General features: G+C 63.2%; 14 protein-coding genes. 2 read left to right on the forward strand and 12 right to left on the reverse strand.

The features are described from left to right. Positions 1-16: 16 nt before the first annotated feature. The 4 genes from RBH77_RS09760 to RBH77_RS09775 form a co-directional block, all read right to left on the reverse strand. Positions 17-226: a hypothetical protein gene (locus RBH77_RS09760; protein WP_311031928.1), complete on the reverse strand. Its 210-nt coding sequence runs from the start codon at positions 224-226 to the stop codon at positions 17-19. 42 nt (positions 227-268) lie between these two features. Next, positions 269-436: a DUF1328 domain-containing protein gene (locus tag RBH77_RS09765; protein WP_311031929.1), complete on the reverse strand. Its 168-nt coding sequence runs from the start codon at positions 434-436 to the stop codon at positions 269-271. Between the two features lie 94 nt (positions 437-530). After that, positions 531-1,784, reverse strand: a complete 1,254-nt coding sequence (locus RBH77_RS09770; RefSeq protein ID WP_311032493.1) for an SGNH/GDSL hydrolase family protein — start codon at positions 1,782-1,784, stop codon at positions 531-533. Positions 1,785-1,871: 87 nt separating this feature from the next. Continuing rightward, positions 1,872-3,098, reverse strand: coding sequence for a lytic murein transglycosylase (locus RBH77_RS09775; protein ID WP_311031930.1), 1,227 nt, complete (start codon positions 3,096-3,098; stop codon positions 1,872-1,874). A 254-nt stretch (positions 3,099-3,352) separates the two neighbouring features. Between RBH77_RS09775 and galU the strand changes: the two genes are divergently transcribed. Beyond that, positions 3,353-4,258 carry a UTP--glucose-1-phosphate uridylyltransferase GalU gene (galU, locus tag RBH77_RS09780; RefSeq protein ID WP_311031931.1) on the forward strand — a complete coding sequence of 302 codons (906 nt, stop codon included), beginning with the start codon at positions 3,353-3,355 and terminating at the stop codon, positions 4,256-4,258. A 19-nt stretch (positions 4,259-4,277) separates the two neighbouring features. Here galU and RBH77_RS09785 read toward each other — a convergent pair whose 3' ends face one another. The 3 genes from RBH77_RS09785 to RBH77_RS09795 all read right to left on the reverse strand — a co-directional run bounded on the left by RBH77_RS09785 (position 4,278) and on the right by RBH77_RS09795 (position 7,101). After that, positions 4,278-4,775 (reverse strand): RES family NAD+ phosphorylase, encoded by a 498-nt coding sequence (locus tag RBH77_RS09785; protein WP_311031932.1) that lies wholly within the window; start codon positions 4,773-4,775, stop codon positions 4,278-4,280. Positions 4,776-4,783: 8 nt separating this feature from the next. Further along, positions 4,784-5,134 (reverse strand): MbcA/ParS/Xre antitoxin family protein, encoded by a 351-nt coding sequence (locus RBH77_RS09790; protein WP_311031934.1) that lies wholly within the window; start codon positions 5,132-5,134, stop codon positions 4,784-4,786. Positions 5,135-5,265: 131 nt separating this feature from the next. After that, a complete protein-coding gene (locus tag RBH77_RS09795) occupies positions 5,266-7,101 on the reverse strand; it encodes an outer membrane beta-barrel protein (RefSeq protein WP_311031935.1) in 1,836 nt (611 codons plus the stop codon). Positions 7,102-7,250: 149 nt separating this feature from the next. On the opposite strand from RBH77_RS09795, the gene RBH77_RS09800 reads away from it, so the two are divergent. Further along, positions 7,251-8,249 carry a KpsF/GutQ family sugar-phosphate isomerase gene (locus tag RBH77_RS09800; RefSeq protein ID WP_371832855.1) on the forward strand — a complete coding sequence of 333 codons (999 nt, stop codon included), beginning with the start codon at positions 7,251-7,253 and terminating at the stop codon, positions 8,247-8,249. 5 nt (positions 8,250-8,254) lie between these two features. Here the strand turns inward: RBH77_RS09800 and RBH77_RS09805 are convergent, their stop codons facing one another. The 5 genes from RBH77_RS09805 to RBH77_RS09825 all read right to left on the reverse strand — a co-directional run bounded on the left by RBH77_RS09805 (position 8,255) and on the right by RBH77_RS09825 (position 14,588). After that, positions 8,255-8,716, reverse strand: a complete 462-nt coding sequence (locus RBH77_RS09805) for an NfeD family protein (RefSeq protein ID WP_311031937.1) — start codon at positions 8,714-8,716, stop codon at positions 8,255-8,257. A 6-nt stretch (positions 8,717-8,722) separates the two neighbouring features. Further along, the gene (locus RBH77_RS09810; protein WP_311031938.1) at positions 8,723-9,679 is read right to left on the reverse strand and encodes an SPFH domain-containing protein; all 957 of its coding nucleotides are present in this window, start codon (positions 9,677-9,679) and stop codon (positions 8,723-8,725) included. Positions 9,680-9,768: 89 nt separating this feature from the next. After that, a complete protein-coding gene (gene hemH / locus RBH77_RS09815; RefSeq protein WP_311032494.1) occupies positions 9,769-10,779 on the reverse strand; it encodes a ferrochelatase in 1,011 nt (336 codons plus the stop codon). Positions 10,780-11,115: 336 nt separating this feature from the next. Then, positions 11,116-13,287, reverse strand: coding sequence for a 5'-nucleotidase C-terminal domain-containing protein (locus RBH77_RS09820; protein WP_311031939.1), 2,172 nt, complete (start codon positions 13,285-13,287; stop codon positions 11,116-11,118). Positions 13,288-13,334: 47 nt separating this feature from the next. Next, positions 13,335-14,588, reverse strand: a complete 1,254-nt coding sequence (locus RBH77_RS09825; RefSeq protein ID WP_311031940.1) for a phenylacetate--CoA ligase family protein — start codon at positions 14,586-14,588, stop codon at positions 13,335-13,337. Positions 14,589-14,592: the final 4 nt, after the last annotated feature.

A 14,592-nucleotide genomic window follows, 5' to 3' on the forward strand; every position in this document is an offset into this window, starting at 1 on the left:
GACTGCAAGCACCCGCTCAGGGCTGATCTTTCCGCCTTTCGATTTCGTAGGTGAGCCAGCGGAAGAACATACCGATCATCGACGTTGCCGCGCCCGCGATGAGGCATGCCGTCAGCAGGGTGCTCTTCTGCCCACTCGACCAGCTTACCGTTGCAAGCAGAAAAACGCTGACCGATGAGGTCAGGTAACCGAACCCCTTCAGCCGGTGCAGCGTGTTCTTGGTCACGATGACGTCGGATCGCTCCATTTTCCCCGGACGGAACTTGCCTCACCTGGCGCGCCGGAGAAGCCCCGCAATGAGCGAGAGAACCAGAAAGATAAGGAAGATGAAGAAGATGATCTTCGCGATCCCGGCCGCCGTGCCTGCGATGCCGCCGAAACCCAACGCGCCGGCGATGATCGCAACGACCAGAAATACCAAAGCCCAGTAAAGCATGATCCCTCCTTTGAAAAGTGCTGCGGATAGAACGCTGTCCACGTGCGTTGGTTCCTCCGCGGCGGAAGACAGACGGTCCCTCGTGACCTGCCGTTCAGGGCTTGACCGCGCCGGTGGCGTCCAGCCTCTTCTCGATAGTGGGCGAGCTTCCGGCAGGCGGGATCGGCACGTCGGGTAGAGGCGGTGACGCGGAGGCCGCGCCATCCGCTCCCCCGAAATCATCCGCCCGGCCAGGCGGAGAGGAGGGAGATATGCCTTCGATGGTCAAGCGCTCGGCCGCTGTGCGGGCGATCCCCGGTTTGGCGGCGATTTTCGATCCGAGGAGATCGGAGTTTTCGTCCACTGGCGGCGCGGAGAGGGAGATCGGCGCCGTGCGGTCGTGAGAAGGGAGCAGGTCGGCCGGACCCGTGCCCGGAAGGGCGTTCGGCTGAAGTCCTGCTCCGGGCGCCGCCGCACTGCCGAGGATCTTGTTCAAGGGCTTCTCGACATAGAAAGCGACCTTGCGCTTGCCGGCTTTCGAGAGCGTTATGCCGTCGTCGGAGCGCAGGCGGACCGGCTGCCCGTTGACGTCGGGGCCGGTGAATCGGAATGCCCCATTCTCGTCCACGAAGCCGTCCCAGATGTCCACATACTCACCTCCCGCGGCTTCGGCGACACGCTGATAAATGTCGTCGAAGGCAAGCATGTCGGACGACATCGAGGCATATTTGAAGGCGGGCTGACCTACCCAGACGAGGGGAACCTTGCGATCCCTGACCGTCTTGGTCAGCGCTTCAACGCGCTTGACGTATTCGGCCGTCCAAGCATCCGAGCGCGGTAGTTCTTTTGCCGTTCCGGTCGTCATGGCCTGACGGTCGTTGGCGCCCAGCATGACCACGACCACCGACGGTTTGGCCGATTCCATGATCTGACCGATTTCCTTCGGCCAATCGTAGAAATCGTCGCGGACCAGACCGGACGAACCCTTGGTTCCGTCGACGACCTTCACGCGCGCGGATTGCGCATAGTCGTCGGTGAGCGCATCCGCCAGGCCGGCCGCCATGAAATCGCCGACAACCAGCACGACCCGGGCATCGTCCAGTTTCTCGACCGGCTCTTCTTCGGTACTGTCGGTCTGGATCGGCTCTTCGGAGCGGCGGCTGCGCTTTACCGCCCGCGTCGGGCGTCGCTGTCGCTGAAGCTGCTCCTGCTGGGCTTGCCAGCCGCTCTCGTACATCTGGCGTGCTTGCTCGGGGCTGCGTGGAGGCTCGGCGCTCGCTTGTGACGCAAAGGCCAGCAGCGAAAAGGCAAGGACAAGGGCGGCCGCAACGCGGCAGGCCTTCAGGGCACGGATCGGGAAGCGCCGCATGGCAGCCAATATCTGTCTGTCCTCGCATGGACGGCCAATTCGCCGCAGCATACCATACGCATGCCGGCGAAAGAGGGGTCTGTCGCTCTACCGGCTTCGCAAGCTCGTCAGCACTTCCTTGCTCGGATGGCCGTCCTGCGCCAAGCCGGCCCGTGCCTGATAGGCTTTGATTGCGTCGCGCGAGCCGGAGCCGATGCGGCCGTCGATCTTGCCGTCGTAATAGCCATAGGACTGCAGCCTTTGCTGCAATTCTTCCCGCTCCTCGAATGTCAGCTTGACGAAGGGCCGGTTCCAGTCATGCACGAGGCCGCCATAGCCGGCGATCTCGTCGGCGAGAAGGCCGACAGCGAGCGCGTACTTGTCGGCATTGTTGTAGCGCTTGATGACGTAGAAGTTCTTGAGCATCAGAAAGGCCGGGCCGGCACGACCGTCGGGCACCTTGAGCACCGCGGTGTCGGAGCCACGTGGAAAATCCTTGCCGTTCGCGCGCTTCAAGCCAAGAGAGGCCCATTTGTCGAGGCTGAGCGAGCCGGAGGGGAATTTGCGGCCTTCCGGCAGAACCACCTCGTAGCCCCAGGTCTTGCCGATCTGCCAACCGTTGCGGTGGAGCAGGTTTGCTGCGGTCGCCAGCGCATCCGGAACGGAATTCCAGATATCGCGCCGGCCGTTGCCGTCCATATCGACGGCATAGGCCTGGTAGCTGGTAGGGATGAATTGCGTATGCCCCATCGCACCGGCCCACGAGCCCATGAAGTGATCGGGGTCGATGTCGTGATGCTGCAGGATCTTCAGCGCCGCGACAAGCTGCGTGCGTGCGAATTTAGCGCGCGTGCGGTCGGCGTAGGCTAGCGTCGCCAGCGAACGCACGACGTTGCGCATCACCTTGTCGTTCTTCAGCGTCTCGCCGTAATTCGTCTCCATCGACCAGATGGCGAGGAGGATGTAGCGGTCGACGCCGAACCTGGCCTCGATCCGGTCGAGCCAAGGCTTCCATTTGCGCGCCATATCCCTGCCGTTGGCAATCGATTCGTCCTGCACCCGATTGTCGAAGTAGTCCCACATGGGAGCAGTAAATTCCGGCTGGGAGTGTGCCTTTTCGAGCACTTCCGGGTCAGGACCGGGGATGTTGCGGAAGGCACGGTCGTAGGTAGCCGCGGAAACGCCGCTCTTCAGCGCAGTCGTGCGAAACGAGGCGACCCAGCGATCGAAGCCGGAATCGGCGAAGGCGGGGGTAGCCATATCGAGCGCCAGCAGCAGGCCCGAGGCGGCGAGGGTGGTGCCAAAGCGTCGTCTGGACATGAGGCGGACGGACATCTTCCCTCCTTTCAGGAATGGTTTGAAAGTGGAACGCCTTTCAAGCCAATGGCCCCGGCATCCCGGTCTCGAACCACCTTATTAGCCGCACCCGGTTAGGATTTAGTTTACCATGGAAGCCCTTGCGCGGTTAATATGTCCCTGACGGACCCGGCGGAACGCTTGCACGTATGGATGCGTTGAATGTTCCTCAATTCCGACATGAAATTGGCCGACCGGCTTTTTCCCTTTCAGAAACCTGGAATGCGTTACAAATGAAAAAAATCCGCAAGGCAGTCTTTCCGGTAGCCGGGCTCGGCACCCGCTTTCTTCCCGCGACCAAGGCCATACCGAAGGAAATGCTCACGGTCGTCGATCGGCCCGTCATCCAGTACGTCGTCGACGAGGCGCGCGAAGCGGGCATCGAGCATTTCATCTTCGTGACCGGGCGCAACAAAGCCGTCATCGAGGATCATTTCGATCTGCATTTCGAGCTTTACGACACGCTGGAGAGGCGCGGTAAGACGACGCAGTTGGAGCGGCTGAAGGGAATGCAGCCGGATGCCGGACAGACCAGTTTCACCCGCCAGCAGGAGCCGCTTGGGCTCGGTCACGCGGTCTGGTGCGCTCGCGATCTGGTCGGCGACGAGCCTTTCGCGCTGCTTTTGCCCGACATGATCATGGAAACCGAGAAAAGCTGCCTGAAAGAGATGGTCGCGCTTTACGGAGAGACCGGCAACAACATCGTCGCGGTGCAGGAATGCGATCCGGCCGAGGCGCACAAATACGGTATCGTCGGGAAGGGCGCCGACGTGCATTCCGGCTTCGAGATCACCGGCATGGTGGAAAAGCCTGCCGCCGGCACCGCGCCCTCGAACCTCTTCCTCAACGGCCGATACATCCTGCAGCCGGAGATCTTCGCCATCCTGGAAAACCAGGAGCGCGGCGCCGGCAACGAGATCCAGCTTACCGACGCCATGCTGAAGCTGGAGCGCTTGCAGCGCTTCTACGGCTACCACTACAAGGGGCGCACATTCGATTGTGGTTCGCCGGAGGGCTTCATCGAAGCGAACATCGCCTTTGCGCTATGGAATCCCGAGATGCGTGACCGGATCGGTGCGCTGATCGATGAACTTTTCAGCGAGATGCATCCGGCCGAACGCCAGAAGGTCGCCGGCTGACTTTCTGACCGGTCGCGCTCTATCGCGACAGGCGGTTTTCATCGTCGATCAAGATGAGGCGGGCCGAAGGAGGGTGGGCCCACCTCCAAAGCACGAGGTTCATGTCGTTGACGCCGGAACCGCCGGCATAGCTTCTGACGAGTAGGCCGTTATAGCCAGCGTTGATCAGGCGCCGGCCAAAGCTTTGCGTCTTCGCCTCGCCATCGGCCTTCATCCGGTCGCGCCACGTCGGGTCGCCAAGTGCGGCCACGTCCATGCCCTCGGCTGCGAGTGCTGCTTCATCCCGGCCATCGAATATGCTGTCGATGTCAGCGTCATAGGAGACCAGCGTCGTGGGTTGGAGATTGCCGACCTGATTGGCCTCGCGCAACGCCGTTATCACCGTCAGCGAGGTATAGAGCGCCGGAGTGCCTCTCGGATTGAAGCGTCCGCCATAGAGTTTCGCGCCGCGCCCTGACAAAGGCTCGCCGGCATGGATCGGGTTTAGCGCCCGATAAAGCTTGCCTCTATAGTGCATGCGCGCCGTCAGGCATGCACGCCGGCATCGACCGCATCAATATAGTCGAGCACGTCTTCGGCTCTGCCGCTGCGCACTAACTGCATCGCCGTCTGGCCGGAAAATCCCGGAAGCGGCTCCGAACGATACCAGGCATAGGCTATCAGTGCAGAACCGAAGCGCGGCTCTACCTTGTTGATGACTTCGATCATCTCGCGCAGACGCCGCTGCGTCTTGCTTGAGCGGATCCGTTCCTTGCGCTGGATCGCATCCTTGCCCAGGCCGGCCGTGTGGGCGACTTCCTCGCTTGTCGTCCGGAAGGCTTCCGCAATCCGGCGTGGGGCGAAAACCCCGTCGTCCGCATATTGGGCGAAACCCATGACTCAGATCCTTTGTCAAAATGCCAGCAACTTTGACGTAAAGTAGCGTCAGAATAAGCGAAATTCAAGAATGGCGTGAGCGCGAGGTCCTGCTAATTGTCGGCGTTGACCGCGCTCAGGACAAAAATCTCCTAGCGCTGGACCTTGACGCCGAGGAATACGCTTTCGGCCTTGTAGTCGCGGCCGGGCAGGTTGCTGACCAGTTGCTCGTGGCGCAGGCGGCCGGTGACGCCGAAATAGCGGTTCAGCCAATAGGTGAAGCCGAGCGCGGCGTCCCAGCCGATATCATGGCCGTCCAGGCCGATATAATCGCGGTAGAATCCGCCGATCGAGGCGGTGCCGGTCAGGTTGGCGCGCATTTGACGTTCGATCGAGAGATCGGTCGAGTAGAGCAGCGATCCGCTTTCGCCGGCGTCGGTGGTGCCCTCGACAGTCGTCAAGCTGTTGAGCGCCACGATGGTGCCGCGCACCGGGGACCAGTTCAGCGCGGTCGCGATCGAGGGGCCCGCGATTGCCGGAAGGCGCGGATCGTCCGCCTTTTCCCGGATATAGCCCGCCGACAGTTCCCCTCGCAATTTGTCGCCAAAATCGAGTTCGACGCCGGCGCGTATCCCGATACGGTCGGCGGAGCGGCGATAGCCGGCGGAGTCGGTCTCCAGATCGTAATAACGGCGCCCGATCTCGCCTTCCACGAATGGGACGAGCGCGGGCGAAATCTCGTAGCCGGTGCGCAGCGTTGCCGATACGAGAGTCGAATCCCTGTCATGCTGGGAAACAGTGCCGCCGCCGACCAGATCGGCATCGCCATAGGTCGCGCGCTCCACGTTGCCGGTCAGGCCGAGCCGTACTTTCCCTGCCTGTTTCTCGAGGCCGAGGCTGCCGGTAATCGTCTGGGTGAGCGGTTCGCCGACCGTTCCAGCAAGGAAGCCCGGTGAGGAGGGGCTTTCCGGGATAAGGCTGTAACCCAGCGTGCCGCGCGCGACGAAGTCGTTCCCGAGCGGCACGGCGAGGCTCGCATTGATAGCGGCCGACGGTTCCGAGAGGTCCTGGCCGGAAATCGATTTGCGCCAGGTTCCATAGGCTTCGATGGTGGCCGTTTTGTCCGACCAATCGGAGGTCGCGTTGAGCCGCAGCGTGCTTTCCGACAGGATGGCATTTTCGCCGCCAGGGCTCGAATTGGCGTTGGTCGTCGCTGTCAGGCCGGTTTCGAGGGACGGGCGAAGGATGAAGCCGCCGTCCCGGATGCCGAGAGGCGCATAGGGATCGTCTTCCGGCTTCGGCTTAAGGCCCTCGATCGCCTGAGCGCGGCGGTTAGCCTTTTCCTCGCGGCTGTTGCGTTCCTGATCGTCCTGGTCGATCGAGCGGGCGGGGATCGTGCCGGTGGTTTCGGCGTCCTGCTGCCGCGCCAGGCCCGAAGCCGACGGGGTTCCTGCCTTCGGCGTCGCGGTTGAATCGTCCGGGTTGGTGTCGTCTTCTTGGGTATCCGTACCCAAATCCGGGAGGTTTGCGGGGGCCATCTCCGTCGAGGCGGCCGTCTCACCCGAGATAGCCGTTGCCGATGAATTGTCGGTTTCCTCGTTCGTGTTGTTCACGGTATCCGTTGGCGCGGCTGTCCGATTGGCCGCGGCGAACGGATCCTGTTCACCATCGTCAGCGGCGCCGGAAGCGGCATCCAGCGTGGTACGTAGCGCCGGCTGGGCGGCGTCTGTATCACCCGGGTCGCCGATATCGCTGGCCCCGTATCCTTTCTCCTCGTCGAAGCGCGTCGCCATCGGGTCGCTTGGCAGGAGACTGCCGCCGGCAAGCCGATTGTTCGCCCGGTTCGGGGACTCGGTGCCTCGGAGCGCCAGCATCTGTGCCGACGCCACTAGGGGCGCCGCGGCGAAGCCCGCGCACGCCACGGCGAGCACCGCCGCCAGGCGCGTGCCGCGCACGCTCGCTCGAATGACCTTTCTTGGACGCGACATGGTTCCCGGCAGACCGATTTCGCGGGGCGCGAAAGCTTTACCGAACCGTAAAGGCGGATGGTTAATGGAGCGTTGAGGGAGTGCGTTGCGACGCGCCTGAAGCGGAACTCACTATTGGACAGGGCGGGCCGAAGCGGATAGAGCAGGCCATGCACGGAAACCTCATGCTGAAATCCGACGAAAAGCGTGCCGCCATCCTTTCCGCGGCGAGAACCCTGAGCACCGAACAGGCCGGCGTCGCGGCGCTTGCGGCGGCACTCGACAACGGGCTTGCGGAGCCGTTCGCGGAAGCGGTCGAACGTGTCGCAGGCATCACCGGGCGGGTGATCGTCACCGGCGTCGGCAAGAGCGGCCATATCGGCTCGAAGCTCGCGGCCACGCTTGCCTCGACGGGGACGCCGGCCTTCTTCGTCCACCCCGCCGAAGCCAATCACGGCGATCTCGGCATGATCGCCCACGACGATGTCATCATCGCCATGTCATGGTCCGGGGAAACCGTTGAACTGAACGGTATCGTCGCCTATTCGCGGCGTTTCTCGATTCCGTTGATCGCGATAACTTCGGGCGCGAAATCGGCACTGGCGCGCGCGGCCGACATCGTCCTTCTTTTGCCGCGTGTCCGCGAGGCCTGCCCGCACGGGCTTGCTCCGACGACATCCACGCTCATGCAACTTGTCATCGGCGATGCGCTCGCGATCGCGCTCCTCGAGGCGCGGGGCTTCACCGCCGACCATTTCCATACATTCCATCCCGGCGGCCGTCTCGGTGCGAACCTCCTCAAGGTCAGCGAGATCATGCACACCGGCGAGCGGCTTCCTCTGGTGCCTTCGGGAGCGGGTATGCGTGAGGCCATCCTGGAGATTTCGCGGAAGGGGTTCGGCTGTGTCGGTGTCGTCGGACCCGATGGGATGCTCTCCGGCATCATCACCGACGGCGATCTACGTCGCCATGTCGAAGGCGATCTGCTTTCGATGACGGTCGATCAGGTGATGACCCGCGAACCGAAGACCGTGGCGCGCGACACGCTTGCCGCGACGGCCCTCCAGATCATCAATTCGTCGGCGATCACAGCCCTTATCATTGCCGACGGGAAAAAGCCGGTCGGCATCGTGCATCTGCACGATCTGCTGCGTATCGGCACGGCCTGATCCGCTCAGGCCGCTTCCACGATCAGTCCCGTATTTTTCACCGTCGTCACGCGCACGCGCGTGCCTGCCGGCAAATCGGGTCCACTGACGCGCCATAGCGTGTCGCCGAGGCGGATGCGGCCGCGGCCGTTGACGATCGCCTCTTCCAGCGTGGCCGTGCGACCGACGAGTTGCTCGGCGCGGCGGTTGAGCAGCGGTTCGTCGGTGTCCGAGCCGTCCGATTTTCCCATGATGCGGGTGCCGACATAGGCCGAGACAAGCGATAGCGCCAGGAAGACAAGGACCTGGATCTGCCATCCCCAGACATCGAGCCACAGGAGTTGCAGCGACAGCGCGCCGGTGAGGATGGCGGCAATGCCGATCCATAACAGGAAGACGCCCGGAACGAGGATCTCGAGCACCAGCAGCACGACGCCCAGAACGATCCAGTTCCATTCGCCGAGATCGGCAAGCGCCTGCGTCAACATGGCTGTCTACGCTTTGTCGCGACCGGTTACCGGCGGTCGACCCGAAGATGTCCGGCGTGGCGTCGCCGGCTCCGCGTCGTTGCCGAACACTTCCCTGGCAATGGCCCCGATGCCGCCGAGGGAGCCGATGAGGGAGGATGCCTCTATCGGCATCAGCACCACCTTGTTGTTGCTTGAAGAGCCGATGGCCTTCAGCGCCTCGGTATATTTCTGCGCCACAAAATAGTTCACCGCCTGCACGTCGCCCTTGGCGATGGCCTCGGAGACGACCTGCGTGGCCTTTGCCTCGGCTTCCGCCGCGCGCTCGCGCGCCTCGGCGTCGCGGAAGGTCGCCTCGCGCCGCCCCTCGGCCTCGAGGATCTGCGCCTGCTTCAGGCCTTCGGCCTCAAGGACCTGGGCGCGCTTGTTGCGTTCGGCCATCATCTGCCGAGCCATGGATTCCACGAGATTGGCCGGCGGATTGATGTCCTTGATCTCGACGCGGGTCATCTTGATTCCCCACGGATTGGCTGCCTCGTCGACGATGTGGAGCAGCCTGTCGTTGATCGCATCGCGGTTCGACAGAAGCTCGTCCAGGACCATCGAGCCCATCACCGAGCGGATGTTGGTCATGGTCAGATTGAGGATGGCGTTTTGCAGTCCCGATACCTGGTAGGCTGCCTGCGGCGCATTCAGCACCTGATAGAAGGCGACCCCGTCGACGGCGACGGTGGCGTTGTCACGGGTGATCACTTCCTGCGTCGGGACGTCGAGGACCTGTTCCATCATGTTCATCCTGGCGCCGAGGCGGTCGATGAAGGGAACGATAAGGTTGAGGCCGGGGCTCAATGTGCGCGTGTAGCGGCCGAAGCGCTCGACGGTGTAATTGTAGCCCTGCGGCACCGTCTTGATGCCAGCGAAGATGAGCAGCAAGACGAGGACGACCAGGACGATGATGACGATGTCGAAACCCGTGAACGGCATGCCAATTCCCCCGGTTGTCCGTCGCCGCGCGATTGCGGCGTATGACTAATCTAAGTGCTTGCTTTGTCGCTTACAATCAGCCGTGTCGGCTATGCCCATCCGGCCAGTTCGCGTTTCACCAGCGTCTCGATCACGGCCATGCCTTCGGCGGAATCGTTCAGGCATGGGATGTGCGAAAAATTCTTCCCACCGGCATGGTGAAAGGTTTCCTGACCCTGCACGGCGATCTCCTCCAGCGTCTCCAGGCAGTCGGAAACGAAGCCCGGATTGAAGACGGCTATGGACTTCGTGCCTTCCTTCGCCAGCTTTTCGAGCGTCTTGTCCGTGTAGGGCTGCAGCCATTCCTCGGGTCCGAAACGCGACTGGAAGCAGGTCATCAGCTTCTTCTCGTCCCAGCCCAGCCGCGTGCGCAGTAGCCGCGAAGTCTCTTGGCACTGGTCTGGGTAAGGATCGCCGCGGCGCGCATAGCTCTGCGGGATGCCGTGATAGGAGGCGATGACGGTTTCCGGCTCGAAATCGAGCGTTGCCAGATGCGTCTCGATCGAGCGCGCCAGCGCATCGATATAGACCGGGTCGTCATGGTAGGTGGGAACGATGCGGATGGCCGGCTGGAAACGCATTTTCGTCAGCACTTCGAAGAACTTGTCGTTCACCGAGGCCGTCGTCGACGCCGAATATTGCGGGTAGAGCGGGAACATGAGGATGCGGTCGCAGCCTTGGCCCATCATGCGTTTGGTCACGCTCTCCATCGACGGGTTGCCGTAGCGCATGGCGTAGTCGACGACCACCGTTTCACGATCCTTGAACGCCTCGGCGAGCTTCTCGGACTGGGCGCGCGTGAAGGTGAGGAGCGGGGATTCGTTACGCTCATTGTTCCAGATCGTCTTGTAGAGCGCGCCGGATTTCTTCGGCCGCGTGTTGAGGACGATACCGTAGAGGATCGGATACCAGACCGCGCGCGGCCATTCGATGACGCGGCGATCGGAGAGGAACTCACGCAGGTAGCGCCGCATCGGCGCCGGTTCAGTGCCGTCCGGCGTGCCGAGATTGACGAGCAGCACGCCGACCTTGCCGGTGCGCGGAGCGGCGGCGGTTTCCATGGGCTTGGCGGGCGAGGACTGGTCCAATTGCTCTCTCCAGGTTCGGGGCACACTAGCGCGTGGCGCCTGCAAGGCAACGCAGCATCTGGCCGCATGGAGGTCGCGGCGGCAACCCACCGGTTGGTGGCTACGTGGTATTTGCGCGGCCGCTTACCCCCACCCCACAAGGGGAAGGGGAACCATACTCCGGTGCACATACACAAATTTCGATGATTTTAGCTCGAAATGCGTTGTCGGCGTCTCCCTCCCCCTTGTGGGGTGGGGGTAAACGGCTCCGCAAATCTCGCATAGCTTCAAGATGCGATAGCCCCGTGTTTCATTGGCCGGCTCGTGGCGCTACTTCGCCGGAATCTTCAGTTCCGCGCCAATTGGCAGCGCCCGCGCGCGAAAGGCGGGGTTCGCTTCGGCGATCTTGTGCCACAGCGCCGGGTCGCCATAGAGCGCTTTGGCGAGATTCCAGTAATTGTCGCCAGCGACGACTACATGCGTTGTTGCGGCCGGCGAGCTTGCCGAGGATACCTGCCCGGCCGCCTGCTGCGTCTCGACCGCGACCTTGGGCGGCTCATTGGCGATCGTCGCCGATGCCGCTGGGAGGTTCGGCAATCGAGCGGCGTTTTCATTCGCCTTTGCCGTAGAGCCGTCTGCCTGCTCGCCGGTTTCCACTGTCGGCGGCTCGGTGGCCAGCAATTGCGACATGGCGGGCAGATCCGGCAGCTTTACATTGCCCTGTTTCGGCGCCTTGTCGGCTGTCTGTTTCGCGGCCGTTTCGACCTTGGCGGTTGGAGGGGTGGTCGTGAGCTCTTTGGATGCGGCCGGCAGGTCCGGCATCTTTGTTTCTGCGTTGGAAGGATTGTCGGTTACTGCCTCCTTCGGTGCCTTCGTGGAATCGACGATTTTCGGCGTCGCGTCCTTTATGCGGCCATCCGTGTAAGGCTTGTAAGGCCGGTGCGCCTGGAGATAGGCGGTCAGCACGTCCGCCAGGTCGGGGCCGTAATCATAGGCGTTCTTCGCGGAATCGCGAAGGACGGCGTAGCCGTCGCCGCCGGCGCGCAGGTAATTGTTGGAGACGACGAGATAGAGCCTGTCCGGTTCGATCGGCTTCCAGCTATCGCCCTCCTTGACCTCTACCGACTTGACCCGTCCGGAATTCGGCCCGATCGAGCGGTCGAAGGTGTAGCGCAGGCCTGAGACCTGGGCGAAGCGACCTGCGCCGGCCGAGACCTGCGAGACGCCGTTTTCAAGGGCGGCGACGATGTCCTTGCCCGAAAGCTGGAAGGTGGAAAGCGTGTTCTGGAAGGGCAGCACCGCCACCACGTCGCCCAGCGTGACCGGGCCGGCGCTGATCGAGGCGCGCAGGCCGCCGCCATTGGTGATTGCCACCGTCACGCCCTGTTTCCTCGTGCGGTCGAGCATGGCGTCGGCGACGAGGTCGCCCATGGCGCATTCCCCGGCGCGGCAGGTTTCGCGGCCGCCGTCGATGGGCGCGGCCGCCTCGGCCACCACCTTCGACATGGCCTGCTCGATCGGGCCGGCAAGCTCCTTCACGCGCGCGACGACCCGCGGATCTTCCGCGATCTTGGCGTCGAGCGGGATCGGATCACCTTTCGCCTCCTTGACGATGCCCTTGTCGTCGAAGGTCACCGTCACTTCGCCGAGCAGCTTCGAATAGGAGGCCGCGGTGACAACCGGCACGCGATAGCCGTCGAGATTGCCGGCGAAGGTCGGGTAGGGGCCGGCGGCGATCTTGTCGGTGTTGGAGAGCAGCGTGTGCGAATGCCCGCCGACCACCACGTCCACGCCGGGGATTTTCGCGATCGCCGAAAGGTCGCGCTGGTAGCCGACATGGGTGAGCGCGATGATCTTGTCTATGCCTTGCTTCCGCAATTCGGCAACCGCCGCTTTCACCGCGGCGACATCGTCGGTGATGAGCACGTCGGGACCCGGTGACGAGATGACGTCCGCATCATTGGTGATGGCGCCGACGATGCCGATCTTCTGGCCGCCCACTTCGAGGACGGTATAGGGCTTCACGCGGTCGCCGATCTTCGCGTTGCGGCCCGCAACGATGTTGGCGCTCACGACCGGAAAATGGACCTTGTCGAGGAAGGCGGCGAGGCCCGCCTCACCGTCATCGAATTCGTGGTTGCCGACGGTCATCGCGTCGACCTTGAAGAGATTGGTGAACTCGGCTTCGACCGATCCCTTGTAGGTTGTGTAGAAGAGCGAACCCTGGAAATTGTCGCCAGCGTCGAGAAGGATGACGTTCTGTCCCGCGAGCCTCTTCCTCTCCTGGTCGATGGCCGTCTTAAGCCGCGCGGCACCGCCGACGCAGGCGTCCTTGGCATCGTCGTCCGCCGAACAGGTAGCTTCGTATTTGTTGATCGGCTCGATGCGGCTGTGCCAATCGTTGAAATGCAGGATGGTCAGCGTGTAATCCGCAAGCGCCGCCGCCGTCGAGAAAGTAAGCGCCGCCGCGGAAAGCGTCAGCGAAAGAACGATTTTCTTCATCGGCGGATGCTCCCCAGTTATTCCGATCCGGTGTCATTCCCACCGGGTTATTTCGTGTAGTCGCGCTCGTCGGCGATGACCTTGCCGTCATTCGGCAGCGAGCCTGCATCCGCGTGCACGATATTTCCCGCGAGCTTGGTGACTTCGCGCAAGGTCGCGCCGACCGCTTTCTCGTCCAGCGCCGCGCCGGCGGCGGCTTCGACGTGGAGCGCCATCGCGTCCAGTTCGCCGTTCCGTGTCACCACCAGCCGCGCCCTTGCGATCTCCCTATGGTGTTTAAGCACTTCCGCGATCTGTTTGGGATCGACGAACATGCCCTTGACCTTGGTGCGCTGGTCGGCCCGACCCATCCAGCCCTTGATGCGGCGGTTGGTGCGGCCGCAGGGCGAGGCGCCCGGCAGGATGGCGGAGAGGTCGCCTGTGCTGAGCCGGACCAGCGGATAGGCGGCATTGAAGGTCGTGACCACGACCTCGCCGACTTCTCCGTCGGGAACGGGCTCGCCGGTGCCAGGCCTGACGATCTCGACGATCGCGTGTTCGTTCAGGATCATGCCAGGGTACGGCTCACCCTCGTCCGAAGCCGTCTCATAGGCAATGACACCCGACTCGGCGGTGGCGTAGCATTGCAGCACGCGCACGCCGCGCGAGGCGTATTCGGCGCGAAGCGACGGATAGAGCGCGCCGGCCGAGACGAGACCGCGGCGGAACGAGGAGAGGTCCTTGCCGGTTTCCGCCGCGCGGTCGAGCATGACCTTCAGGAAATCCGGCGTGCCGCAATAAACAGAAGGGCGTAGGATTGACGCGGCTTCGACCTGCATTTCCGTATTGCCAGTTCCTGCCGCGAAAACCGAACAGCCGAGCGCGCGTGCGCCGCCGTCGAGCATGAAGCCGCCGGGCGTCATGTGATAGGCAAAGGCGTTGTGGACGATGTCGCCGGGCCGCGCGCCAGCGGCGAAGAAGGCGCGCGCGCCCTCAGAGGGATCGTCGCCCAGTCCGCCCGGCTCCCAGATCGGGCCGGGCGAAAGATGGATGCGGTTGCCGGCCAGCGCCGAGGGATCGGCGAAGCCGCCGAAAGGCGGCTCCTTCGCCTGCATCTCCATCAATTCCGCCTTGCGCAGAACGGGCAGGCGCGCGAGCGCTTCGCGATTTGTCACCGCGTCCGGATTTACGCCATCCAGCCATCGCCGCAGCCCCGGCGCGACGGCAAGCGCCTGGCGCAGGAAGGTGGGGAAACGCGCAAACTGCTCCGCTTCCCGCTCGGCCGGATCCCGCGCTTCCAGGCGGTCGAAATATTCGGCCATGCGC

The organism is Mesorhizobium koreense, assembly GCF_031656215.1.
Classification (GTDB): Bacteria; Pseudomonadota; Alphaproteobacteria; order Rhizobiales; family Rhizobiaceae; genus Mesorhizobium_L; species Mesorhizobium_L koreense.

Excerpts from the sequence above, each read along its gene's own strand:
- RBH77_RS09805 (WP_311031937.1), bottom strand. The coding sequence starts at position 8,716 with ATGTTGACGCAGGCGCTTGCCGATCTCGGCGAATGGAACTGGATCGTT.
- RBH77_RS09795 (WP_311031935.1), bottom strand. The coding sequence starts at position 7,101 with ATGTCGCGTCCAAGAAAGGTCATTCGAGCGAGCGTGCGCGGCACGCGC.
- RBH77_RS09825 (WP_311031940.1), bottom strand. The coding sequence starts at position 14,588 with ATGGCCGAATATTTCGACCGCCTGGAAGCGCGGGATCCGGCCGAGCGG.
- RBH77_RS09785 (WP_311031932.1), bottom strand. The coding sequence starts at position 4,775 with ATGCACTATAGAGGCAAGCTTTATCGGGCGCTAAACCCGATCCATGCC.
- RBH77_RS09765 (WP_311031929.1), bottom strand. The coding sequence starts at position 436 with ATGCTTTACTGGGCTTTGGTATTTCTGGTCGTTGCGATCATCGCCGGC.
- RBH77_RS09775 (WP_311031930.1), bottom strand. The coding sequence starts at position 3,098 with ATGTCCGTCCGCCTCATGTCCAGACGACGCTTTGGCACCACCCTCGCC.
- galU (WP_311031931.1), top strand. The coding sequence starts at position 3,353 with ATGAAAAAAATCCGCAAGGCAGTCTTTCCGGTAGCCGGGCTCGGCACC.
- RBH77_RS09810 (WP_311031938.1), bottom strand. The coding sequence starts at position 9,679 with ATGCCGTTCACGGGTTTCGACATCGTCATCATCGTCCTGGTCGTCCTC.
- RBH77_RS09820 (WP_311031939.1), bottom strand. The coding sequence starts at position 13,287 with ATGAAGAAAATCGTTCTTTCGCTGACGCTTTCCGCGGCGGCGCTTACT.
- RBH77_RS09790 (WP_311031934.1), bottom strand. The coding sequence starts at position 5,134 with ATGGGTTTCGCCCAATATGCGGACGACGGGGTTTTCGCCCCACGCCGG.
- RBH77_RS09800 (WP_371832855.1), top strand. The coding sequence starts at position 7,251 with ATGCACGGAAACCTCATGCTGAAATCCGACGAAAAGCGTGCCGCCATC.
- RBH77_RS09770 (WP_311032493.1), bottom strand. The coding sequence starts at position 1,784 with ATGCGGCGCTTCCCGATCCGTGCCCTGAAGGCCTGCCGCGTTGCGGCC.
- hemH (WP_311032494.1), bottom strand. The coding sequence starts at position 10,779 with ATGGAAACCGCCGCCGCTCCGCGCACCGGCAAGGTCGGCGTGCTGCTC.